At 38.4% G+C, this 24,027-nt stretch carries 23 protein-coding genes and 3 pseudogenes; 17 read left to right on the forward strand and 9 right to left on the reverse strand.

Translation table 11 applies throughout. From position 1 onward, the window contains the following. Positions 1 to 41 precede the first annotated feature (41 nt). Positions 42 to 1,145, reverse strand: a complete 1,104-nt coding sequence (locus tag BGM23_RS08520; RefSeq protein ID WP_017696050.1) for a 2-methylaconitate cis-trans isomerase PrpF family protein — start codon at positions 1,143 to 1,145, stop codon at positions 42 to 44. 144 nt (positions 1,146 to 1,289) lie between these two features. Here BGM23_RS08520 and BGM23_RS08525 point away from each other — a divergent pair, with 144 nt between their 5' ends. Both BGM23_RS08525 and BGM23_RS08530 read left to right on the forward strand, forming a co-directional pair. Beyond that, positions 1,290 to 2,159 (forward strand): LysR family transcriptional regulator, encoded by an 870-nt coding sequence (locus BGM23_RS08525; protein ID WP_015251604.1) that lies wholly within the window; start codon positions 1,290 to 1,292, stop codon positions 2,157 to 2,159. Positions 2,160 to 2,273: 114 nt separating this feature from the next. Then, positions 2,274 to 3,590 (forward strand): citrate:proton symporter, encoded by a 1,317-nt coding sequence (locus BGM23_RS08530; protein WP_029727157.1) that lies wholly within the window; start codon positions 2,274 to 2,276, stop codon positions 3,588 to 3,590. A 275-nt stretch (positions 3,591 to 3,865) separates the two neighbouring features. On the opposite strand, the gene BGM23_RS08535 is transcribed toward BGM23_RS08530, so the two are convergent. Then, positions 3,866 to 4,846, reverse strand: coding sequence for an aldo/keto reductase (locus BGM23_RS08535; protein ID WP_004398762.1), 981 nt, complete (start codon positions 4,844 to 4,846; stop codon positions 3,866 to 3,868). Positions 4,847 to 4,981: 135 nt separating this feature from the next. Between BGM23_RS08535 and sigZ the strand changes: the two genes are divergently transcribed. Beyond that, positions 4,982 to 5,512 carry an RNA polymerase sigma factor SigZ gene (gene sigZ / locus BGM23_RS08540; RefSeq protein WP_029727158.1) on the forward strand — a complete coding sequence of 177 codons (531 nt, stop codon included), beginning with the start codon at positions 4,982 to 4,984 and terminating at the stop codon, positions 5,510 to 5,512. 132 nt (positions 5,513 to 5,644) lie between these two features. Next, the gene (locus BGM23_RS08545) at positions 5,645 to 6,400 is read left to right on the forward strand and encodes a metal-binding protein ZinT (protein ID WP_029727159.1); all 756 of its coding nucleotides are present in this window, start codon (positions 5,645 to 5,647) and stop codon (positions 6,398 to 6,400) included. 64 nt (positions 6,401 to 6,464) lie between these two features. Here the strand turns inward: BGM23_RS08545 and BGM23_RS22300 are convergent, their stop codons facing one another. Beyond that, positions 6,465 to 6,593: a hypothetical protein gene (locus BGM23_RS22300; RefSeq protein WP_015714385.1), complete on the reverse strand. Its 129-nt coding sequence runs from the start codon at positions 6,591 to 6,593 to the stop codon at positions 6,465 to 6,467. Between the two features lie 52 nt (positions 6,594 to 6,645). Continuing rightward, positions 6,646 to 6,937: pseudogene (locus tag BGM23_RS08550) on the reverse strand (phospholipid phosphatase); the annotation flags it as partial. Positions 6,938 to 7,307: 370 nt separating this feature from the next. On the opposite strand from BGM23_RS08550, the gene BGM23_RS08555 reads away from it, so the two are divergent. The 8 genes and pseudogenes from BGM23_RS08555 to BGM23_RS21810 all read left to right on the forward strand — a co-directional run bounded on the left by BGM23_RS08555 (position 7,308) and on the right by BGM23_RS21810 (position 14,878). After that, positions 7,308 to 7,676, forward strand: coding sequence for an MmcQ/YjbR family DNA-binding protein (locus BGM23_RS08555; RefSeq protein ID WP_029727161.1), 369 nt, complete (start codon positions 7,308 to 7,310; stop codon positions 7,674 to 7,676). Positions 7,677 to 8,154: 478 nt separating this feature from the next. Then, positions 8,155 to 9,003, forward strand: coding sequence for a MerR family transcriptional regulator (locus BGM23_RS08560; protein WP_015714382.1), 849 nt, complete (start codon positions 8,155 to 8,157; stop codon positions 9,001 to 9,003). 547 nt (positions 9,004 to 9,550) lie between these two features. After that, complete coding sequence (locus BGM23_RS08565) at positions 9,551 to 10,120, forward strand: flavin reductase family protein (RefSeq protein WP_015714381.1); 570 nt, start codon at positions 9,551 to 9,553, stop codon at positions 10,118 to 10,120. A gap of 403 nt (positions 10,121 to 10,523) precedes the next feature. Then, positions 10,524 to 11,378, forward strand: a complete 855-nt coding sequence (locus tag BGM23_RS08570; protein ID WP_029727162.1) for a transketolase — start codon at positions 10,524 to 10,526, stop codon at positions 11,376 to 11,378. Continuing rightward, positions 11,375 to 12,328, forward strand: coding sequence for a transketolase family protein (locus BGM23_RS08575; protein ID WP_029727163.1), 954 nt, complete (start codon positions 11,375 to 11,377; stop codon positions 12,326 to 12,328). The genes BGM23_RS08570 and BGM23_RS08575 overlap by 4 nt, the downstream gene beginning before the upstream one ends. Positions 12,329 to 12,350: 22 nt before the next feature. Continuing rightward, positions 12,351 to 13,109, forward strand: coding sequence for an SDR family NAD(P)-dependent oxidoreductase (locus tag BGM23_RS08580; protein WP_029727164.1), 759 nt, complete (start codon positions 12,351 to 12,353; stop codon positions 13,107 to 13,109). 167 nt (positions 13,110 to 13,276) lie between these two features. After that, positions 13,277 to 14,457: pseudogene (locus BGM23_RS08585) on the forward strand (MFS transporter). Between the two features lie 244 nt (positions 14,458 to 14,701). Continuing rightward, a complete protein-coding gene (locus BGM23_RS21810; RefSeq protein WP_231940258.1) occupies positions 14,702 to 14,878 on the forward strand; it encodes a GapA-binding peptide SR1P in 177 nt (58 codons plus the stop codon). A gap of 99 nt (positions 14,879 to 14,977) precedes the next feature. On the opposite strand, the gene BGM23_RS08590 is transcribed toward BGM23_RS21810, so the two are convergent. From BGM23_RS08590 to BGM23_RS08605, 4 genes are all read right to left on the reverse strand, one after another. Continuing rightward, positions 14,978 to 15,679 (reverse strand): FadR/GntR family transcriptional regulator, encoded by a 702-nt coding sequence (locus tag BGM23_RS08590; protein WP_029727166.1) that lies wholly within the window; start codon positions 15,677 to 15,679, stop codon positions 14,978 to 14,980. Between the two features lie 466 nt (positions 15,680 to 16,145). Then, positions 16,146 to 16,853 carry a YrpD family protein gene (locus tag BGM23_RS08595; RefSeq protein WP_029727167.1) on the reverse strand — a complete coding sequence of 236 codons (708 nt, stop codon included), beginning with the start codon at positions 16,851 to 16,853 and terminating at the stop codon, positions 16,146 to 16,148. A gap of 458 nt (positions 16,854 to 17,311) precedes the next feature. Further along, positions 17,312 to 18,109, reverse strand: coding sequence for a glutamate racemase (murI, locus tag BGM23_RS08600; protein ID WP_029727168.1), 798 nt, complete (start codon positions 18,107 to 18,109; stop codon positions 17,312 to 17,314). A 346-nt stretch (positions 18,110 to 18,455) separates the two neighbouring features. Beyond that, a complete protein-coding gene (locus BGM23_RS08605; RefSeq protein ID WP_029727169.1) occupies positions 18,456 to 19,499 on the reverse strand; it encodes a nitronate monooxygenase in 1,044 nt (347 codons plus the stop codon). A gap of 395 nt (positions 19,500 to 19,894) precedes the next feature. Between BGM23_RS08605 and aadK the strand changes: the two genes are divergently transcribed. Further along, positions 19,895 to 20,749 carry an aminoglycoside 6-adenylyltransferase AadK gene (aadK, locus tag BGM23_RS08610; protein ID WP_029727170.1) on the forward strand — a complete coding sequence of 285 codons (855 nt, stop codon included), beginning with the start codon at positions 19,895 to 19,897 and terminating at the stop codon, positions 20,747 to 20,749. Between the two features lie 226 nt (positions 20,750 to 20,975). Beyond that, complete coding sequence (locus tag BGM23_RS08615) at positions 20,976 to 21,479, forward strand: DinB family protein (protein ID WP_029318147.1); 504 nt, start codon at positions 20,976 to 20,978, stop codon at positions 21,477 to 21,479. Positions 21,480 to 21,705: 226 nt separating this feature from the next. Here the strand turns inward: BGM23_RS08615 and BGM23_RS22000 are convergent. Continuing rightward, positions 21,706 to 21,831 (reverse strand): annotated as a pseudogene (locus BGM23_RS22000) (TetR-like C-terminal domain-containing protein); the annotation flags it as partial. 276 nt (positions 21,832 to 22,107) lie between these two features. On the opposite strand from BGM23_RS22000, the gene BGM23_RS22005 reads away from it, so the two are divergent. The 3 genes from BGM23_RS22005 (at position 22,108) to BGM23_RS08625 (ending at position 23,477) form a co-directional block, all read left to right on the forward strand. Next, on the forward strand, positions 22,108 to 22,263 hold the full coding sequence (locus BGM23_RS22005; protein WP_165589092.1) for a hypothetical protein: 156 nt from the start codon (positions 22,108 to 22,110) through the stop codon (positions 22,261 to 22,263). Positions 22,264 to 22,308: 45 nt separating this feature from the next. Beyond that, positions 22,309 to 22,680: a DUF2568 domain-containing protein gene (locus BGM23_RS08620; RefSeq protein WP_082201014.1), complete on the forward strand. Its 372-nt coding sequence runs from the start codon at positions 22,309 to 22,311 to the stop codon at positions 22,678 to 22,680. A gap of 230 nt (positions 22,681 to 22,910) precedes the next feature. Beyond that, a complete protein-coding gene (locus tag BGM23_RS08625) occupies positions 22,911 to 23,477 on the forward strand; it encodes a cysteine hydrolase family protein (protein WP_019712537.1) in 567 nt (188 codons plus the stop codon). Positions 23,478 to 24,027 lie beyond the last annotated feature (550 nt).

Here is a 24,027-nt window from a genome sequence, read left to right on the forward strand (position 1 = left end):
CTATTAACGATGGAAAGGGGGAGGCTTTTTGCACAGTCCATCTACATCATTTGATAGTCTCCATGCGTATAAACTGTTCCGTCCATAATACGTCGTGCGGTACGGACGATCTTTATACCAGTGGGCTCCACCATTGTTTCAATAATACCAGAAGAATGAGCTAGCCGAACCTTTGTAGAGTGGTTTTTTGCTATTCTTGCAGGGATTGCACCTTCCACTGAAAGGGCTCTTGTTGTACATATCGCTCCAGTGACAGCCAGTGCTTGATGTGGCTTTTGCATGGACATCATCCTGATGTGTAAGTCCATCTCAACGCTTGAATGCCAAGCACCTGTACTATCTTTATATTTCTCTGGTTTTGCTACTATAGCCAGTTTGGGGACAGCCGGCGATAACTTTGTAGCTGAAAATCGACTAGCAAAGCCGCATTTCTCTGCCGCAATGGATCTTAATTCTTCAAATTGAGCCAACTGTAAATCAGTAAATTCTTCTGCAAGTTCCGTTCCCTCCAGGCCGATACTGCTGGCTTCCACAAAAACTAATGGATTTGCATAGTCGATAATAGACACCTCTATTTGGCCTTGACTTGTATCTAAAAACTCCGAACTATTTCCAGTAGGCAATAAATGACCGGTAACTGAACCAGCGGCATCATGAAAGTTTAAATAGATTGGAGATCCAGATCCAGGCACTCCAGATATCGTAACATCTCCGTCATATTTGACCTGACCGTCTTCCACTTCCACTTCCGCAATGATCATTTTATTCGTATTGGTATTCAGGATCCTTACCGCAGTCATTGGTTCTGTCGCTTTTACAAGTCCTTCTTCGATAGCAAATGGACCAACAGCAGCGGAGATATTTCCGCAGTTCCCCTTAAAGTCCACCTTTTCTTCCGAAATGCTGACTTGACCGAAAGTATAGTGAACATCAATATCCGAAGTATATGCTTTCTTTATTATTGCCACTTTACTAGTAAGGGAATTACCGCCACCCAAACCATCTATTTGTCTTTTATCAGGACTTCCCATGACATCAAGCAAAAAGGGCTCCCATTCGTTTTTATTGTTAGGCATGGCTGATTCGTGGAAAAAAACGCCTTTGCTTGTTCCGCCTCTCATGATTGTTACATTCGTCTTGACCATCGTCATCATCCTCATCTTAAAGGTAGTATTTTTTATGTTTTTTAGTGTAGAAGGTAAAAAAATAAAAATAAAATATAAGTTTTCTTAATATTCGATAAAAAAACTTTTATAATTGTGAAAGAAGGACTAGAAAGGAAGATGAAAATGGATGAGAAAGATTGGATTTTATTGAAAATTCTTCACGAAGAACAAAGTGTAACAAAAACAGCAGAACGATTATTTACATCACAGCCTTCCATCACTTATCGGTTGAATAAGATTGAGGAGATTTTCGGAATTGAATTATTCACCAAAAGGCATAAAGGAATTACCTTTACTGCGGAAGGAGAACACTTGGTTGCTTATGCAAGAAGAATGCTACAGGAACTTCAAGATACCAAAGATCATATCTCTAATCTAAGCAAAGAGGTGCAAGGACATCTAAGGCTGGGGGTATCAAGCAATTTCGCTCAATATAAGCTCCCTAAGTTATTAAGGGAATTTTCCACTATGTATCCTAATGTCCAATATAGTGTACAAACAGGCTGGAGCACAGATGTCATGAAATTATTAGATGCTGGTATTGTACAAGTCGGTATACTGAGAGGAAGCCATCGCTGGAAAGGGGTGGAGGAACGGCTGACACGGGAAAAATTACATATCATCTCAAAAAAACCAATAACGATAGAGCAGCTTCCTTTTTTACCTTTTATCAAATATAAAACGGATGCTTCTTTAAAAACGATTATAGAAGATTGGATGCATACGAATCTAAAACAAGCCCCCATTATTGCAATGGAAGTGGATCGACAAGAGACTTGCAAAGAGATGGTAAAGCATGGTCTTGGTTACTCCATAGCACCAGAAATTTGCCTGCAGGAATCTGATCATTTGTACACAATGGAACTGTATAATGCTAAGGGTAAGCCTCTAATGAGAGATACTTGGCTAATGTACGATCAAAAATCATTAGGAATCAAACTCGTTAAAGCATTCATTGATTTTTTAAAGGGTGAACAAATGGTAACCATTTAAAGTTATGATAGAATTTTTTTTGAAACACAGTAAAAAAATATTTATTTAACTTATTACACCGTATAAGATATGTTAATCAAAAGTCATTTGAAAGCGCATTCTTGGAGGTGTAATATGCTTACTATTTTAGGTTTTTCGATGGTAACTGTTTTTACAATATTAATAATGACAAAGAAAGTCTCGCCTATTGTTGCCTTGACCATCACTCCCATTGTTTTTGCTCTTATTGGAGGTTTTGGTAAGGGTATTGGCGACATGATTTTAGAAGGAATTCAAACAGTTGCAAGTTCAGCGGCATTGCTATTGTTTGCTATTCTTTTTTTCGGAATTTTAATTGATGCAGGTTTATTTGATCCGCTAATAGAAAAAATTTTATCTATAGTAAAGGGAGACCCTGTGAAAATAGCGATAGGGTCTGCCGTCTTGGCAATGCTTATCGCTTTAGATGGGGACGGTACAACAACCTATATGATAACAGTCTCAGCAATGTTACCTTTGTATAAAAGAATTGGTATGAATCCCATGGTTATGGCGACATTAGCAATGCTGTCGTTGAGTATCGTTAGCGGAATGACTCCATGGGGCGGACCAGCTACAAGAGCGATTTCAGTGCTGGGTTTGGATCCTTCAGATTTTTTTGTGCCATTACTTCCGACCATGCTTGGAGGTATTGCTTGTGTGATATTTCTGGCTTTTCTAATGGGAAGGAAAGAGAGGAATCGAATAGGCATCGTTCAATTAAAGCCTAGACATATAACAAAGGACAGCTCTCAATCTTATATGGCTGCTAGTTTGGAGAGCGAGCAATTGAAAAGACCACGCTTAATATATCTTAATTTATTCCTCGTTATAAGTATCATGGTGTTTATTGTGCTTGGAACTAAGCATCCGTCAGTTTTATTTTTAATTGGTTTTGTTCTTGCCCTTACTATAAATTATCCGAATGTAAAAATGCAGAAGGAGCGAATCGCCGAGCATTCTGGTAATGCCATAACTGTAGTATTATTGGTATTTTCAGCAGGAGTATTTGCTGGTATATTATCCGGGACAAAGATGGTGGATGCCATAGCAGGATCATTAATATCCGTTATTCCCTCATCAATGGGAGGGTTTTTCCCCGTTATTGTAGCACTCACTAGTATTCCGTTTACTTTTGTTTTATCAAATGATGCATATTACTTTGGTATGGTACCTATCTTTGCAGAAGCTGCCTCAGCATATGGTATAGAACCAGTAGAAATTGCAAGGGCTTCTATAATGGGGCAGCCGGTTCATCTGATGAGTCCATTGGTTGCGTCAACAGTATTGCTAGTAAGCATGCTTAAAATGGACTTGGGGTCATTTCAAAGGTTTGCCGTTAAGTGGGCTGTAATTACATCATTAGTTATTACGTTGTTAGCAATCATTACAGGGGCTATTACTATTTTGTAAAGATACAATAATAATATTTAGACTGCCAATGAATCATTAGTTTGATTGATTTAAATACAGCTGAAAGGGGTCCCAAGCTGATCAAGCCAGTTGTCTCTCCAGTTACTCTATTGTTTAGGGTTCTTTTTTAGAAGCGGCAGCATTTTTGTCGATGTTTAGCCAGCATTTTCAGCATGATGTGGAAAAGACAAGAGACAAACAAGCTCTTGTCTTTCCTAATATGATAGTTCAGTATAAATATTTAAGAAAAATGTCAGTATTGAGTAATGAATGTATCACCAGGCGTATGCCTCAGGTGTCTCTCCTCCAGGTCCGGGAAAGATATCATTTAACATGCGGAGAATCTCCTTATCCAGACTGATTTCAACGGCTTTTATCGTATCACGCAGCTGCTCAACCGTTCGTGGTCCGATGATCGGCGCAGTTAAAACTGGATTTGCCAGCACCCATGCCAAAGCCACATTTGCTTCTTTTTCTCCTAGTTCTTTGCATAAATCTGAAAATTTCTCGAGTTGCAAACGATGTTTTTCAATTAAATCTGCTCTTTTTGCTGTACGAGTTCCGGCATTGCTTTTCAATGCCTTCCCGCCAAGAAGCCCTCCTGCAAGGGGACTCCACGCCACTACTCCTAAACCAAGATCCCGTGCAGCCGGCAGCACTTCCATCTCAGCTGTTCGTTCTAATAAACTATACTTATGCTGTTCAGTGACGAGTCCCATGAATCGCCGTTTTTCAGCTTCAGCTTGCGCTTTAACTAAATGCCAGCCTGCAAAATTACTGGATCCAATATAGTCTACTTTGCCGGAGCGAACCTGAGTCTCAAAAGCTTCCCATATCTCATCCCACGGTGTCCGCCTATCGATATGATGCATTTGGTACAATTCGATATGATCTGTCTGAAGCCGCTTCAGTGATCCTTCCAGGTGACGTCTGATTTTGTATAGAGACAAGCCCCTCATATCATTTGGCCCGTCATTCGGATCAGAAATCGGTTCATATACTTTTGTCGCCAGAACAACTTTCTCGCGGCGCTGTCCTCCTTGTGCAAACCATTTTCCAATGATGCTCTCTGTCAATCCTGCGTTTTTGCCCCAGCCGTAAATATTGGCAGTATCAAAAAATTGGATGCCGTTATCAAGCGCTTCATCCATGATACGGAACGCAGTCTTTTCGTCTGTATCAACTCCAAAATTCATCGTGCCTAAACATAAACGGCTCACCCGCAATCCTGTTCTCCCTAAATAGGTATACTCCACAACAAACCTCTCCTTTATCATTATTTTTTGCAACAGCTGCAATACAATTGATTCAACAATTGTTTCGCTCTTTGTTACGATTAAAAAGACGAAGCAAATGTAAAGCAGACGCAAAATTATAGGAGGTTTTTTCAAATGAATATAGAGGATCTATGGGATCAATTTCATCAGCCGTTAAAAACATATATTTCACAAAGGGTTAACGATCAATCTATCGTTGATGACCTCTTGCAAATCGTATTTATGAAAATACAAGTGCATCTCCCAAATCTGATCGATGAACAAAAGATCGACAGCTGGATTTATCGGATCACTAGAAATACGATTATTGATTTTTACCGTACAAAAAAAACAAGCGAAATATTGCCTGATGATCTACATTTTAATAACCGTGCAGAGGAAGAAAATTTCACCAAGGAAGCAACTGTGTGTATTCGATCGACCATCAAACGGTTGCCTGAAAAGTATCGAGAGGCGCTCGAGTTAACTGAATTTCAGGGGTTATCACAGAAAGAGTTGAGTGAAAAGCTCGGCATTTCTTACTCAGGAGCAAAATCAAGGGTACAACGCGGACGGGGAAAATTAAAACAGCTGCTTGAGGGGTGCTGTAATATTGAAGCGGATCGATATGGAAATATCGTAGACTTTCGTATTTTAAAGGAATAACTGATGAACAAAGTCAGTTATTCCTTTAAAATAGTCCATCCGCATGAAGAGCATTTTCCCTTTGATGTTTGCAAGAGATGTATGTATAATATAAATCGTAATGTTTTCGATTTAATAAAAAGGAGTGTTGGAATGAACATTTTATTTTCAAAGCGGCTAGGCATATTAACGATTGGTTCATTACTCGTATTGGCAGGATGTCAGACTTCCGGTTCTTCTGCAGGTGAGTCTAATCAAACAACATCATCCTCAGCAGTTGAAGAAGACTCTTCCAAAACGCAAGAGCAAACATCTGACAGTCATACACAAGAACATTCTCACGATCATAGTCATGCGCATGATGAAGAAACAGAAAAAATATATGAAGGCTATTTTAAAAACAGCCAAGTAAAGGATCGCTTACTTTCTGATTGGGAAGGAGATTGGCAATCTGTATATCCATACCTGCAAGATGGTACTCTTGACGAAGTGTTTTCATATAAATCAGAACACGAAGGCGGCAAGACAGCTGAAGAATATAAAGAGTATTATAAAAAAGGCTATCAAACAGATGTTGACCGTATTGTAATCCAGAAAGATACTGTAACGTTCTTCAAAAATGGAAAAGAATATTCTGGTAAGTATACGTATGACGGGTACGAAATTCTCACCTATGATGCGGGCAATAGAGGGGTAAGATACATATTCAAACTAGCTAAAAAAGCAGAAGAGCTGCCTCAGTATATTCAGTTTAGTGATCATAGTATTTACCCGACTAAAGCTAGTCATTATCATCTCTATTGGGGGGACGACCGTGAAGCTTTACTTGATGAAGTCAAAAATTGGCCTACCTACTACCCGTCAAAAATGGATGGACACGATATTGCCCATGAGATGATGGCTCATTAAATGATGATTACTCTATGAAGTATGGTGTTCTTTTATCATAAAGCTGTTCTGCAACAGCCATTTATCAATGTGGAAAATGGCGCCTGTCCTTTATAGAGGTGAAATGCTTAAATGCTCCTGTGTTAGCTGCTGACTCTTCGCCAGCAGCTTTTTGTCTGTTTTCTCTCTCCGCCAGCGGTAACTTCTTTTTCATTGACTCCTAAAAAATAAACAAAACATTAATAAAACAACGTTATTGCATTAACAAAGTGAAAATATCCCTTAGCCGGGTTCGTTGAAGAATAGGGTCCGCGTAACGTATTGACCAAACTCACGATGCTGCCGAGACTGGAGCTCGTGCTGCCGGAATTGGTTCCTTTATCATTATATTTTTTCATCGTGGCATTTGCCGGGACCCTGTTAATCGTTGTCGTCGCCCCCGCCTTCATTCGATATACATTGGTAAGTGGACCAAGACCGTCAATTACACTGTAGCCTGATTTCTGCGATATCAAAATATGCGGCATTTTCCTCTCTGAAAGTACGGCGTTCTGCAATGAATGTTGGCATCCAACAAGGGGCAATTGATCAGTTGGGGGAGCCACTTCATAAAGAATATGTTTCAAGCTGGTGCTTATTGCTGCCAGCTTGTTTATGTTTATCGGTTGATGATGCCGGTAAACAGGCTAGAGGATTGCCGAAGAAAGGCAGGGGTACCAACGAAAGCCTCTGTTTGTCCAATGCGCCCGAATAGCTAAAGTAGCTTTCAGAAAAAAGCAACTGAATTTTTAATTTACTGCCCGATCTGCAAATTGTTAATCATAGTTCTTTTATTCACATATTCATTATTGTTAAATAAAGTAGAGGAAATCAATTGCTAAAGAAAAAACTTTAGGCAGTTATTTATATGTAGAAGGAGAGGCAAGCAATGAAAAATAGAGAGGAAGCAATTGATTATTGTTTGAGCTTTAAAAATGTATATGAAGATTACCCGTTTCGTGATAAAAATTGGACGTTAATGCGACACATAGAAAACAGAAAGGTGTTTGCGTGGATATTTAAAAAAAATGATTATATTTGGATCAATGTGAAGTGTGAACCCGGTTTTCTCGATTTTTGGAGACAGAAATACACTTCGGTCGTTCCAGCATTTCATCTCAATAAAGAGCATTGGAATTCTATCATTCTTGACGGAACTGTCTCAGATAAAGACATATACGATATGATAACACAAAGCTACATGTTAACTAAAACCAAGTATGCGACAGGCCCGAGGGAGAGGGGATGTAATATGTAAAGCCTTGAAGTGCTATAAGAGCCTTGCGTCTTGATATGGAATCTATAAGGTGAGCATTGGAAAGGAAAAAAGCTTAATCTTTTTAAGGATTAAGCTTTTTAAAAAGTTCAATTATATGTAACGACCTGACCCATTTACATCATCTATGCCTGTCAGTCTTGAATGACTTGCCTCATAAACTCAGCCACGACTACAGTGGATACTTTAAACATCTTCTGACAGACACTCCCCCTCCTTTTTCCAACTATTTTAAAGTTGCGTAACAAATCATAAACCCTGTTGTGACGATAGGGTCAATACTTTTCCTGCTTAACATGCAATTGTTATGAAACTGGAAAGATCATTTCTTGGCGGATCTTTTTAAGAAAACGAAAAAGAAGATAACAGATTGCTCTCAAGATTGCTCAGTTAAGATTTTGAAGGTAACCGTGTATAGTGAAGAAAGAATTCTTAGAGCTAAGACGAAAGGATGAGATGGATGAAGGAATATTTTACAATTGGCGAAACAGCCCGTCTAAATAACATCTCAATTCAAACATTGCGCTATTATGATAGGATCGGAATTTTCAAGCCTTATTATACAGATCAGGATAATGGTTATCGGTATTATCATGTCAAACAGTTCTTTTATTTAGATGTTATCAAGTATCTAAAATATATTAGGACACCTCTAGAAGAAATTAAGCGTTTCAGCTCATATACTTGCACCCCAGAAGATATGCAATACTTTCTTGAGGAGAAAGAAAGCGTTATTGTGCAAGAAATGGAAAAGCTCGAACGTGCTCGTCAATTACTTCATAGGAGACGAAAACAGCTTAATGAACAATTAGAAATATGCAGTAAAAAAGATGAAGGTTTCGTTTATTTTCGGTATATAGATAAACAAACAATATTAAAAGTAGAGACGCCTCAAGTTAATCCTCATAATCAATCCGATTTGTATTACAGAAAGCTGGCTGACGTTGTCGAAAAAATAGGGGATGTAATAGATAACTATTATGGATTCATTTATGATTTCAAGCCCTATAAGGATTCTCGTGAAATTTATTGCAATAGTATTTATACGACTGTTTGCAGTGGGAAAAAAATAGACATAGGAGAAAAAAACATGAGGTTAGATACGATCCCATCTGGTGAATATGTATGTATTGCATTTAATTGGTCTGCAAAAAATTATGATGAGTATTATCAAAAGCTTTATCAATATATTGAATCTCACGGCATCCAAACGGATGGAAAAGTATATCAAGTTTCTCTTCCAATCGACTATAACTCATTAAGAGAAGAAAACTTCCTTACAGAATTAAGAGTGCTAAAAAATAACTAACCCTTGACCCTATAGCTGCTATAGGGTTTATGATTTGTTCATCATATTCATTCATGAAAGGAAGGATGTATAAAATGACAAATAAAGAAGGTATGCGCTTCGGTTACTCATGCCGCAATGGCAAGGCGGTAACAACCCTTACGTACTCGGAGCACATTTATTAAACTGACTTGCTCCCAAAACGAATGGCCCATTTGAAGAAGTACTTGTCGATTTAGATGCGGTTCTTGAAAAAGAGCAGGGGATTATTGGAAGGAGTTTTTGATTAAAGCAAGCTCGGTCTGCCAAAAGTTTAATTCAAAAGCACAGCCCTGATCGTGTTATTGTTTTTGGCGGGGCGTGCGGTGTAGAGCTTGCTCCTTTGCATACTTAATCGAAAAATACGATGGAGATACTGCTTTATTATCGGTTGATTGACATCTGACACCTCAGTCCCTGACCACCATCTCATGTACTTCTAATTTGCTGGGTTAGCTTTTATCATTGTTGTTTTGCTGCATCTCAAATTTTAATAAAAATTAAATCTAAAACAAAAGGAGCGATGAAGATGAGAGCACCGATAGATGAACCAATTTGGTACGCCTACCCTGGAATGGTAGCTGTAGTTACGGCTCAATATGAAGGTGAAAAAAACGCAATGTCTTCTGGGTGGCATACGTACATTGGATCTTCTCCAGGAATGTATGGGATATCCGTAAACAAAGAGACATATACTTACAAATTGATTGAGAAAAGTGGTATTTTCGGTGTGAATTTTCTTCCAGGGAGATGTTCGGGATTAATTCAAGCATTAGGCACCCGTAGTGGTAGAGATATAAATAAGTTTGAAGCATTTCATATTCAATACGAAAAAGGGCTAAAAGCCGAGGTGCCGATTTTAACTGATGCTTATTTTGCTTATGAGTGTAAAGTACACAGTGTTTCCACGTTGGGCGATCAAGAGTGGATTGTGGGAGAAGTTTTACAGAGATATCAAGATAAAGAGCTTTTCCTGAAAAATGGAATGCCAGATTTAGAAAAACTGGATATTCCGCTTCATATTGGAGGGGCCAACTATCGAATATTAAATAGTCAAGCAGAGGAGCGTCAACATGTTTTTTATCCCAAAACTGATTGAAACATTCAGGTTTCTCCGCATAGAGTAGAGGAAACCAATCAATGAATGTATTTCCGCGGACTCCGCTGGAAATCTATTGACTTATACGAAGTAAAAAAGAGACTCAAAGACCGCAACGCTTCTCTTTAAGAAGGCTTTGCGGTCTTTTTATATTTATAAGGCTCAATTCATTTTACCCTGAAAAGGTATTTAAATTTCCATTTGCAGACTATCTGTTGTAGTAACTAGAGGGCATTTATGGATCTGAAAATGAGTCTAGTCTAGCATATAAGCTTCAATTGGTTTAATTTAAAATTTTCAAAAAACGGTAGACAAACGCTGTTAAGAATTGTATAGTGTTCTCATAAGTCACTTGTATTACAAGTTAACAAGTGACTAAGAATATAAGTTTACATTTTAAACAATGACTGAGGTGATCGGAGTGAAAAAAGCAAGTTTGGCAGAACTGCAAGCGAAAGCCATTGAGCTTAGGAAAACAGCGGTAACGATGATTTACGAAGCCCAGTCCGGGCATCCAGGAGGTTCATTATCCGCTGCTGATATCATCACAGCCCTTTATTTTAAAGAAATGAATATAGATCCTAAAAATCCCAAGTGGGAAGACCGGGATCGTTTTGTCTTATCGAAAGGCCATGTGGCACCTATTCAATACGCTGCCTTAGCGCTGCGAGGATTTGTCCCGTATGAAAGCGTATACAAATTAAGGCGGTACGGCTCGCCTTTCCAAGGCCATCCTGATATGAAGAAATGCCCGGGAATCGACATTTCAACTGGTTCATTGGGCCAAGGGCTTTCCTGTGCCGTGGGTATGGCGCTTGCAGGCAAACGGGACGGCAAAGACTACCGGGTATTCGCTATGGTAGGCGACGGAGAATGCCAAGAAGGACAAATTTGGGAAGCGGTTCAAACCGCAGTAAAATACAGCCTTGATAACTTAATTGTTTTTGTCGACAATAACCGCCTGCAAATTGATGGCTATTGTGATGAAGTAATGCCGCTGCAAGACATCGAGAAAAAGTTTGAAGTGTTTGGTTTTGAAACAAAGCGAATTGACGGACATTCGATGAAAGAGATTGTAGAGATATTAGACAAAGTGACAAAAACGAAAAATGGAAAGCCGAAATGCATTGTAGCAGACACGATTAAAGGCAAAGGCGTTTCTTACATGGAAAATATCTGCTCATGGCACGGAGTAGCGCCAAATGAGAAAGAATACGAACAAGCATTAGAGGAACTGGCAGGGGGTTTAAGATCATGAGCCAAACCGAAAAAGCATTAATCACGAAAAAAGCGACACGGGAAGCTTTTGGTGATGAAATCGTTCAATTGGGAAAAGAAAATAAAAATATTTACGTAATCGATATCGATATCGGCAAGTCATGCAAAACAGGAGAATTCATAAAACAGCTCCCTCATCAGCATGTGAACGTTGGGATTGCGGAACAGAACGGTGCCGGCCTGGCAGCAGGTTTGGCGACAACAGGTAAAATCCCATTTGTAAGCACCTATGCTGTCTTCGGTTCGCTGCGTATGGCGGAACAAATTCGCCAAGAAGTTTGCTATCCAAATTTGAATGTAAAGATCGCCTGCTCACACGGCGGATTAACACCTGGAAATGATGGCGGAAGCCACCAGGCGATTGAGGATATGGGCGTATTAAGATCATTCCCAAATATGACTGTGATCATGGGTGCTGACTACCACTCAACTAGAAAACTGATCAGGCAGGCAGCGAATACGTACGGTCCAATGTACCTGCGTTTTACCCGAGACGCAGTGCCGGTTATTTACGACGAAAATGAAGAATTTATCATTGGAAAAGCCAAGCAATTAAAGCACGGAAAAGATATCGCAATCATTGCAAATGGCGATACAGTATATCTTGCTTTAGAAGCGGTCAAACAGCTGGAAGAGCAAGGGATTTATGCAACTCTTTTAGACATGCATACGATCAAGCCTTTAGATAGAGAAGCCGTGGTAGAGTGTTTGGATCTCGGCAATATCGTGACTGTGGAGGATCACAACATCCTGAACGGGCTGGGAAGTGCTGTATGTGAAGTAGCAGCCGAAGAAGGGCGGGGCAGAGTCAAACGAATCGGAGTGCAGGACCGATTTGGAGAATCGGCTCCTTATGAGAAGCTGCTGGAAATCAACGGCATTACCATCGAAAATATTATAAAAACGGCTAAAGATATGCTTAGAATATAAAACATGAAAGTGGGAGTACGCCATGTTTACATTAAATAATCAGGTAGCTATAGTGACAGGAAGCGGTTCTAAAAAAGGAATCGGCAGAACCATTGCATTAACTCTTGCCAAACAGGGAGCTTCAATTGTAGTAGCAGATATGAATCAGACAGGTATTCAGGATACAGTAGAAGCTATCACAGAAAGCGGAGGGAGAGCGGTTGGTGTAGAAGTTAATGTAACGAATAAAGAATCAGTTGACCATATGATAGCCAAAACACTTGAAGAGTTCGGCCGCATTGATATTTTAGTGAATAACGCAGGAATTTCTCAAAAAGTAACGGTACAGGATATGACATTGGAAGATATGACAAGGGTATTCAACGTCAATATGTTTGGGTTGTTCTTGTGCACACAAGCAGTTCTAGAAACAATGAAAAAGCAGCAATATGGACGTATTATCAACCTGTCTTCTGTATCTGCAAAAAGGGGCGGCGGCGTTTTTGGCGGTGCCCATTACTCCGCTTCCAAAGCAGCCGTATTAGGCTTTTCTAAAAACCTTGCCCGTGAAGTAGGGAAGGATGGTATAACTGTGAATTGCGTAGCGCCAGGCCTTGTAAATACTGACATTTGGAAATCACTTTCTGAAGAAGATGCGAAAAAAGTCATTGATAATATCCCCGTGGGTCGCCCGGGTGAAACAAAAGAAATTGCCGCCGCAATTACGTTTTTGGCTGCTAAAGAAGCAGCCTACATCACAGGGGAAGAAATTGATATTAATGGCGGTTCACATATGGACTAATGGATCTATGCAGAGCTGGTATGTTTAACATGCCTGACCCTCTCTATTAAAGACCAAACAAAACGAAAGAAAAAATGTAAGCGTTTAACAAAAGGGGGCTTTTGTTTCTGAAGACAATATGATTCTTTTATCTTTGGAGGACAACACTAGGGTTAAGGGGAATCTTCTTGGACCAATTAGCATTAGAGCGTTCAACCACTCGTAAAGTAACAATTCGGTTAATTCCATTTTTATTCTTATGTTTTATTATCGCGATTTTAGACCGAGTTAATATCGGCTTTGCACCATCATCGCGATATTAATGGCTTTTGTACAAGAACCATGGCAGTTTTATACTGCACGTTTTTTATTAGGTGCAGCAGAAGCTAGTTTTTATCCATGTATGGTCTTTTATTTGAGTGGTTTTTATCAAACGAAACACCATGCTAAAGCAATTGCTGGATTTATGCTGGCCATCCCCGGGGCGAATGCATTGGGTTCTCCGCTTTCTACATTTCTCTTAGGAATTGAGTGGCTTGATATATCTGGATGGCAGTGGCTGTTTATTTTAGAAGCGATTCCTGCGCTTATTCTTGGTGTAATTGCATTTTTTTACCTGGATGACAAAATTGAAGATGTGAAATGGCTGGATAAAGATGAAAAGCAGTGGCTTATTAACGTAACAACAAAAGAAAGGATGGAAAAAGAACAGGTAAAGCACTATACATTTACTCAAGCCTTAAAAGATCGGGACGTGTTAATACTATCGATTGGTTATTTTTGCTGGATGATTGGATATTACGGCATTAACATGTTCTTGCCGACGATCTCACAAGGATTATCTGAAACGATTTCTCTAAGCACGCAGGGGATGGGCTGGCTGTTAGGGTTTATGTATTTCTGTGCTATGGTGGTTATGATTTTCGTTGGAAATCATTCTGACAAGAAAAACGAAAGGCTCTGGCATGTAGCTGTTTGTTTAACTGTAAGCGCTGTTGCAATGGTCATTAGCAGCTATGTAGCAAATTCAAGTGTTATATTAGCATTTGTATTTTTAACAATTGCGTTATGCGGCGCTTTTGGTGCCTATTCTCCGTTTTGGGCAATTCCGCCTTCTTTCTTAACAGGAGCAGCAGCGGGTGGTGCGATAGCATTAATTAATAGTATCGGAAATCTTGGCGGATTTTTCGGTCCATACATTGTCGGTTATATTAAAGATATGACAGGTTCTTTTAATATCAGTATGATTTTCTTAGGCCTAAGCATGATCCTTGCTTCTTTTATTCTTGTATTTCTAGTGAAACAGTCTGGAAAAGCGCTTAAAGTAAAAAATGCCACATATAAATCCAGCATTGAAAAATCTGGTTGAAAAAGATTTCATTAAGAGTACTGGGTAATATTCATAACAACAGTCATTTTTAGGGATATAGAAAATTCTAAATCTTGCAAAATATATGTGTCCATAAAAATTCGGGGCTTAATCAGCGAAAGGGATGATCCAGGAATGAATACTGTCATTCGGGCTGTGGTCACAGTTGCGAAGCACTATCACTACGTGCAGACGTTGTGGGGAAGCGGCCATCAAGACTTGATTTGATGAGGGCATTTATGAAATGAAAATGATTGGAGGCAATAAAACCATGGTACAGAAATCGAAAGTGCAACAAGATACGATTGTATGCCAGGTGTGTGAAAAAGTGATCGATACAGCTGATAGTTCTGAAGGTGTTAAAGTGTTATATGGTATGTGTCAAAGATGTTTAGGATCAGGAGACCAAAAAGCAAAATAGGCAGGAAAAGGCGTATAGAAATGGAGGTCGGCTTGTAGCCACTATACGCCTGATTTTTTATTTCTTCCTTTATAAACAGGGGGCTTCTTATAACAGAGTTTAGCTTTTCCAATATCGATCATATAAGTTCTGCATGTGGGCAGTCATTCGTTCAACAGCTTCTTTTTCGTTACGGTCTTCAATCGCTTTAATAATCAGTTTGTGTTCCTGGAAATTCACTTCCCGGTATTCTGAACGAGTAACGGTTCGGTCACGGATAAATCGCCACATTTCCTGCTGCTTCATAGCATTCGTGATAGCGGACATGAAGGTAATAAATAAATCATTATGTGATGCTTTTGCAATCCCCATATGCAATTGTTCGTCCGTTTCAGGAACGTATACACCAGAAAGTGTTTCTTCTTCCATTTTTTTTATTGTCTTCCTAAGCTCCCGAATATCTTCGTCAGTCGCTCTCAAAGCCGCAAATTTTATAATTAAAGGCTCAATGTTCATTCTTGCTTCCACAATATCTTCCGGAGGTGCTGACTCCATGGAAGCAGAAATCCCATTGGTTATTGTGGTATTCTTAACAAACACCCCTTCTCCCTGGCGAGAATAAATGACACCATTCATTTCCAAGGCACTCAAAGCCTGCCTAACCGGCGCGCGGCTGACACCAAACTGTTCGCATAGTTCCCTTTCTGAAGGCAGTTTATCTCCTACTTTAAAAGAACCTAACTGAATTTCCGAAAGGATCTGATTATAAATTTGTATGTATAATTTTTTATTGGAAACAGGATTGAATTTAATAAAAATCATTCCTTTCAATTGTCATACAAGTATATATATTATATACCTTTCAGATTTGAAGGGCAAAATAATTATTCCTCAATACGTTCATGTAATCGGGAACTAAAAAACCTCTGTGCTTACTAATACTGCTGAAATCAGAGGGGAATGAAAGCAAAAGAAGATTTATTAGAAGAGATGCCAATCCAATGACTTTTATCCTTAAGAGAGCGGTATGCCTAGTAGACAACTTTAAAAAACAGAGGAATAGAATGTAAATGAGAACCTTAATTTTTCCGCACTTATCACATAGTTTGTAGCTGAAAAGAAGGAGAACACAGAAAAGTGATTCGTTTTAAAAAGAACCGCTTACGTTGAAGCGGTTTTGCCGTACAATCCGTTAGCTGTCTTGGCTGCCAGGCGGGCTGCTCCTATCACCTTACAATGAAATGAAAAAGGGGCTTTTAAAGCCCCCTTTAAGTGTGTTTAACATGTTTTAATTTTTCACAACGGATAAACTGACACTGTTGCCTGAGACTGTTACTTTAGCGAAGTCTTGTGTATCAATTACAGGTGTTATTGCTTTGTTGTCGATGGTGATGTTTGTAAAAGATGTTGAAAAATTTGATTTGATAGATTGGCGTGAACCTGTTGTTGCAACTGTAGCGAGCGCTTTCCATTTTGAGATGGAGCCGACATTTGTTTTGCTGATTTCTGAGATGAGACGGCCGTTGTATCCGGCATTGTTTGTGCCCCAGTATGTAGCGCGTGTATTGCCGTTAAGGTTTTTGTAGATGGTAAGTTGTACGGTGCTGCCGGGACGGAAGCCTTTCGTATTCGTAAATTGGCTTCCTCCTTCGAGGTACTGAACCTGATCCTGTCCTTTTGAACCGACTTTCATATATGGTTTCCATACGTTATATTTATCACTGTACTGAAACCCGATATCGGATTCTGTGCCTCCGCTAAAGCCAGAGTAGATATAGGCTGTCCCATTTGATACCTGAATGGAGCTAGGAAGCTGGATTTTCGTAACAAAAATGGCACCAGTGCTGTTCAAGTAAGCCCTCCCGCCGATTCCATCAGTTAGCTGTGATGCAGCTTCTGCGGTTTTTGGGCTAATAATACCCGGCGCATCTACTGCACATGTGCCAAAAAGCACAGTTGCCGTAAGCGCACCCGCGAGCAGTCCTTTTTTCATCATCATTATTTCCCCCTATCATTATAATTAGAAAACGCTATCATCTTGTATTATAAAACATTATGAAAATAATTCCATAATAAACATGCAAATAGACACAGAATTTACATATTATTACTTTGTATATCTGGCAAACGGTCGATTTCTAATCTCGAAAAATGTCCTGTGAAGTGTAAATGTTACGATAACTTTTCAATCGATACTTGTGCTTTATTGTAATAGAAAAGCTATAGAGATGGGGTAGAAATAAGAGGGGAAAGAGAGAAAACACTGTAATCAGATATGTGTGTATAACTCAATTGTTTGTTAGAAAAAAAGTGGGCTTTTTAAGCCCGCTTCTTAGTTCATGTTTCTCTTCAGGAGATTGTCTTTTTCATTTACATTGGATAACAAACCCGAATTCATACTTCTCTCTTTTGTAAATTTACTGAAAAATTGTTTATAACCAGAGCCCCTTACATTCAATGTCCAACATGACTCCTTTGAGTTTCATCTAATATTTCAAACAATCTTTTGTACTTTGATATGATTTCTTGCTCCACAATTTTGTGGCCAGAATCGAAAAAGGTGATTGAGCCCGAGCCTTTACCAAGCTGATTACGATCTGCAAGAACTTTTTTCAACTGTTTTGCAGTACCGACACTGCCTGAAATCATATCAACTTTTATCCCAAACAGTTTTTCAAAACTGTTTTTGAAAAACGGAAAATGAGTGCATCCTAACACAATCGTTCCGTATTGTTTCAAATCAAAAGAAGATAGTTCGTTCTTTAGATATTTAATGATTTTGTCTTCACTAAAATCAAAGTTCTCAGCAAATTCAACTAGTCCTGGAAGAGCTAAGCAATCAACAAGGTCATGGTGATCAATTTCTTTAACTAGATTATGAAATTTCTCTTCTTTAAGCGTCAAATTAGTAGCAACTACCAGAACTCTTTTTTTTTCCTCTGTACATTTATTTATAGCAGGCTTTACAGCGGGTTCGATTCCGATTATCGGAAAGTCGAAGTTTCTCCGAAGATCCTCTATCGCAATGCTAGTAGCTGTATTACACGCAATAACAAGAGCTTTGATATTTTGACTGGCCAGAAATTTAGCTGCATTGAAAATATATTCTTTAACTTTACCCTTTGATTTTTCACCGTATGGAACGTTTAACGTATCTGCATAAAAAATGTAATCTTCATAAGGAAGAACTTTTCTGGCCTCATACAATACAGTCATGCCACCAATTCCCGAATCAAAAAATCCTATTTTCATCACTTCTCACGCTTTCTGTCTCATTCTTTTTTTATCATATGACTTTATATCATCTGAATCAAACGAAAAAGAACCATTTTACTATTCAAATTTAATATGGGAGCTATCGATTATTCGAATAGGGAGCAAAACTGGAGAAGGGGAGATAAGATCGAAATGTTGGTAATGTATTGTGGTTGTGGTGAAATTATCAAGATCGCATCGTATCAATGGGATGATTGATAACCCGATTCAATTAGCTTTGAACATGTAGGAGTATTTAAATTTCCAGAGTCAGGGGATGAAATTACGAAAAAAAGCAAACTGCCTGTCGAAGTTTGCTTTTTGCTCTATCAATGAGGTGCGCCTATATTTTTATATCCTCTTGGCAAAGCTGATTTAAAAGCTGCTTAACCGAAATTTCCTCAGTCAATGACCGTATCCCTTGACCTGCCCATAAAGACATCTGATCATGGTTATTTTGAAGTGAAGCCTTCTGTCTCATTGCCTTCGTTAGTGTATTTTGATAAGGGTACGGAAGGGTTTGTGTCTCAAACTGTTCATTTTCTTCCATCCATTTATTTACGATTCCTCTGGCCTCTTTACCTGAAAATAATGTTGTAAGCTTTGTATCTGCTTCGTTTGCTTCTAGTATTTTCTGTTTATGTACTGGATGTGCGTTACTCTCGTGACAAATTAAAAAGGCAGAACCGATTTGAACTCCTTGGGCTCCGAGGGTTAAAGCTGCTTTTACTCCTCTGTGGTCTATCATTCCCCCAGCAGCTATGACAGGTACGCTCAGTGCATCTGCTGCTTGTGGAATCAGAGCCATTAAACCTACGGCAGATTCACCTTTGGAAGGTAAGAATGCTCCGCGATGTCCACCGGCTTCACTTCCTTGAAGGACTACTATATCCATTCCCCGTTCTTCCATTAACAATGCTTCTTCTACTGTTGAAGCGGTTCCTATTAAACAGCATCCAGCGGTTTTTAGCTCCTTTACTGCGTCTTCAGGCGGCAGATCAAAAGTGAATGAGCAAGCCTTAACCTTGTATTTTAAAATTAGATCAATTTTTTGATAGAAGTCATCCCACTCTTCTTGTACAGATGTGAATTGATTTACTTGATTAGCTAATGGTATGTTTTCTTTCCACTTTTTAATCTGATCTTCTGGTGGCATTTCTAGACCAAGCGGAACAAACACATTAATTTGAAAAGGAGCGTCTGTCAGCTCAAACATTTCTTTTATTTGTTGTTCTAGCAGGTCTGGTGTAAGATACCCCGATGCTAAGCTGCCAAGAGCACCTTGATTCGAAACTGCAGATGCAAGTCGGGGCTTTGTAATACCGCCGGCCATTGGAGCTTGAATAATCGGTTTTGTTAAAGAAAACTTTTTCATAAATTCATTCATACCGAATCCCCCCGTTAAGACATGATTTTTGAAAAAAGTGTCATTTTAAAATTTACTCAAAAACTCGTATTCGTTTAAATATATCGTTTTCCTTCTTTTTGTCAATCTCTCATACCAGTTAACATGACGATAAAGCAGGGGGGATTAAAGTGCGTCAAAGATAGTGTCGTCCCATGGCGGCTCTACAAAAAACTGAATATTCATGTAGTCCGTCATAGTTGATATCTGATTTTGAGATGTCTTGCATCTTAATATTGAATGATATATAGAAGAACATCATGTAAAATAAAGCTTAGAAGAATACATCACATTCAAGAGTAAAAAAATCTATAAGACGTACAGATCAATATTCGGTTTTACAGTTAGATATTAAGGCTGAAACGGAGGAACATGTAATGCGAAGTGAGCAGGAAATGATGGACATTTTTTTGGACTTTGCTTTGAACGATGAGAGAATCCGATTGGTCACTTTGGAAGGGTCACGTACAAACAGAAATATCCCTCCTGACAACTTCCAAGATTATGACATCTCGTATTTTGTAACTGATGTAGATTCTTTTAAAGAAAATGATCAGTGGCTCGAAATCTTTGGGAAGCGCATTATGATGCAAAAACCAGAAGATATGGAGCTTTTTCCTCCCGAATTAGGTAATTGGTTTTCATACATCATTCTTTTTGAGGATGGGAACAAATTAGATCTAACCCTTATTCCAATTCGTGAAGCAGAAGATTATTTTGCTAATAACGATGGTTTGGTTAAGGTCTTGCTCGATAAGGGTTCGTTCATCAACTATAAAGTGACCCCAAATGATCGCCAATACTGGATGAAAAAGCCGACTGCAAGGGAATTTGATGATTGCTGTAATGAGTTCTGGATGGTTTCGACTTACGTAGTAAAAGGACTAGCAAGAAATGAAATCCTTTTTGCCATTGACCATTTAAATGAAATTGTACGTCCTAATTTATTGAGAATGATGGCCTGGCATATCGCATCTCAGAAAGGGTATTCATTTAGTATGGGGAAGAACTATAAATTTATGAAACGGTACCTTTCAAATAAAGAATGGGAGGAACTCATGTCTACATATTCTGTGAATGGGTATCAGGAAATGTGGAAGTCTTTATTTACTTGCTATGCATTATTTAGAAAGTATTCAAAAGCTGTATCAGAAAGTCTTACATATCAGTATCCTGATTACGATGAAGGCATCACTAAGTATACCGAAGGGATTTATTGCTCAGTAAAGTAATAAGAATATAGGATTGTTTTCATATGATATTTGATTCTCGCTGACAATGGAGACCAAGGAGTCACCATGTTTGTAAAAAGATGCGTAAATCGTTATGTTTAAGAAGGTCTACGCATTTTACTATGATTATTCTTGTCCAAAATTTTTGTTCTTTTTAACGAAACGAGGCATTATAATTAACCTATAGGCACATTGAAAAAACAAAAGAATAAAAAGGAGGATTTTTGTGTTCCAAACCTTAGACCATTTTTTGAAATCTTGGGAGTTCGAAGCAGATGCTACACAGAAACTATTAAATAGTCTGACTGATGAATCACTTAATCAAGAAATAACTTCACAAAATTGGACTCTAGGCCGTATTGCCTGGCACACTGTTGCTGCTATTCGCATCATTACCTCAAACACAGACTTAACGTTCCATGCCCCAGCTGAAGATTATCCTGTTCCAACTTCGGCTCAGTTTATAGCTGACAGCTATCATCAAGCCAGTAATGCATTTGTACAGGCATTAAAAACCCAATGGACTGACCATACACTTCAAGAACGTATCAACTTTATTGGACAACAAATGCCTAACGGTTCACTTTTGATGTTTTTAATTCAACATCAAAACCACCATCGGGGACAAATGACTGTTCTTATGAGACAAGCAGGTTTAACTGTTCCAGGTATTTATGGTCCAGCAAAAGAAGAATGGGCAAAATTTGGTTTGGAAGCCCCGAAAATGTAATCAACCTTTTTATAAAAAGTTACGCTATGACAACATATAAGAAGATGTTTTGATCAATCTTTTTTCAAAACATGTTCTTTTTTTGTTCGTTTACCAATGATAAGAACATATTCGAATCATTTTTACTCCAAACCACTTCAAATGACAACGTTCTTCCGCTTTATTGTTGGCCTGTTCCCAACGATGTAAGTATTTTAATGCTGTCAAATCTTCTAGATACACATGTCTATAGATTCCTCTCTAACAAAACCCCCGTTTTTTCTGCCATCACTCGAGGTGGGTAAGGCATTTCATTTTTCAACCACCATTCGACTACTCCTACGTATGCATTTGTAACAAATTCAGCAACGATCTATGGTTCAGAAATTCCAATGAAACATTCAGGTGTTGCTCAATTTTTGAATAAAAGCAGCTGCGCCAAAAGGAAGCCTATTGGAAGAGTCTAGCTAAGTTGCAACAAATGGATATAAGAGAGGAACGTCTTCTCAAAAGGGAAGGTAGTGTATTACTGTAATTCATACAATGAGTAAAGCCTCCCAGGTATAATCTTTACTTCGTTCGACAAATTCTGCAAATTGTAGACAACTTCCTGATTATTTGGATAATTAACTGGATAGGAGGGGAAAAGTTGTCATATTTCATTATACTTATCATCGTTCTATTAATCGGAGCATTGGTAACAGCAGCAGTCGGTATCATCTCTTCAAAAGTAGAGGTAATCTCGCCGAAAACTACAATAGAATCTAGAGAGGAAGAACAGAAAAGTTTTTATACGCTGAAATAAAGCAGAGAAAGAGCATCTCCTGCGGGGGTGTTTTTTATAGAGGAGTTGGAAAAACTGAATCAGACTAATTTACTTTTAAGATTCACCCTTGAAATGGCTGCACTAATCTCCTTAGGGGTGTTTGCTTGGATAAGCTTTAATGGTTATTTTAAATATGTTTCAACTTTGGTTTTACCTATTGCAGTTATGATTGTCTGGTCTGTATTTGCAGTACCTAATGATCCTAGTCGAAGCGGACAAACTGTAATAGCTGTAAACGGGGTAACAAGGTTAGTTATTGAATTATTGATCTTTGCACTGGCTGTTGCAGCGCTTTATTTTAGTCATTTAAAACCAGTTGGTATTGTCTTTTTATGTCTAATAATACTCCACTACATCTTTTCAGCTGAGCGTATCAAATGGCTTCTAAATCAATAGTTTTTCATTTCGGCACTCGTTATTAGAGTGCTTTTTATCATTCTCTGTAGAGCCAGTGATTCTCAGATTAGATTATTGAAGGTTAACGGCTTGGGCACAGTTGCAGTTTAGAACGCATTTTCCAATAAAGAAGGCGCTCATTTGAAATTCATCATTAAACAATTGTACAAAAGTAAAATTTGTATTTAGAATGTAGTAATAAATAGAAATTCTACATAGGAGGGTATCTTGTGGAAGAAAAGAAAAAAGCTTTAATCATTGTGGATGTACAAAAAGCCTTCGATGATAAAAAATGGGGGGAACGGAATAACGTAAAGGCGGAAGAAAATATTAGTAAAATACTAAAATTATGGAGAGAAAAAGGATGGACAGTCATATACATACAACACACTTCTGATAAACCTCATTCTTTATTCCATCCAAAGAATGAAGGGTTTGCGATAAAGGAAATAGTTAAGCCTATGGATGAAGAAGTCATTATAACCAAGACAGTAAATAGCAGCTTTATTGGTACGAATTTAGAAGAATTCTTAAAATTAAATGAAATAAACACTGTAGTCATAACTGGTTTAACCACGCCTCACTGTGTATCAACCACCACAAGAATGAGTGGTAATTTAGGGTTTGATACATACCTGATTTCAGATGCAACAGCAGCCTTCGGAATGAGAGACCAAAATGATACATATTATGATGCGGCGACTATTCATAATATATCTCTAGCTACATTGCATGATGAATTTGCCACAATATTGACAACTGATCAATTAATAAATGATTTTATAAAAACTCACTGATGAAAAACATTTTGGCACAGTAAAACGGCAGGCGCCTTTCCAATAGGAAGGGCGCTTTAATTCGATTTCCTTCTTTACTTGCTCAGAGGAGATGTATCAATGTTTCTTTATCGACAAGCTAGGGCAGATGAATAAGCTAAGTGGCAAAGCTACTCCATGAATCTTTCAATCAATATCCTTTTATGGATTTACTCGTAAAACGCGAAAAAAAGATCATTCATTTATTTTTGAAATGCATAAAGTACTGACAAGAGCATATTTTAAAAAGCATTTCTTTTTTGTTGACATTCAGTAATGGTGAAATGGTTGTTGCCGCTCTATTAAAACATCGTGATAAACCCGACATTAACTTGATCGATTATATAGCAGCAGGGGGGATAACATTAATCAAAATGGGAGGATTTTCAGTATTGAACATGTTGACAGTGACTGTGACTAATGAAGTTGGAGAATATTCCAAATACTTAAAAGAGCCGGCATGATATTTAGAAGTATTAGGAGTTTCGCCATAAAATGATTAATGACTGTCTCATACCTTTTATTTCAAAAT

It is taken from the genome of Bacillus sp. FJAT-14266 (assembly GCF_001719225.1).
In the GTDB taxonomy this organism is placed as follows: Bacteria; Bacillota; Bacilli; order Bacillales; family Bacillaceae; genus Bacillus; species Bacillus subtilis.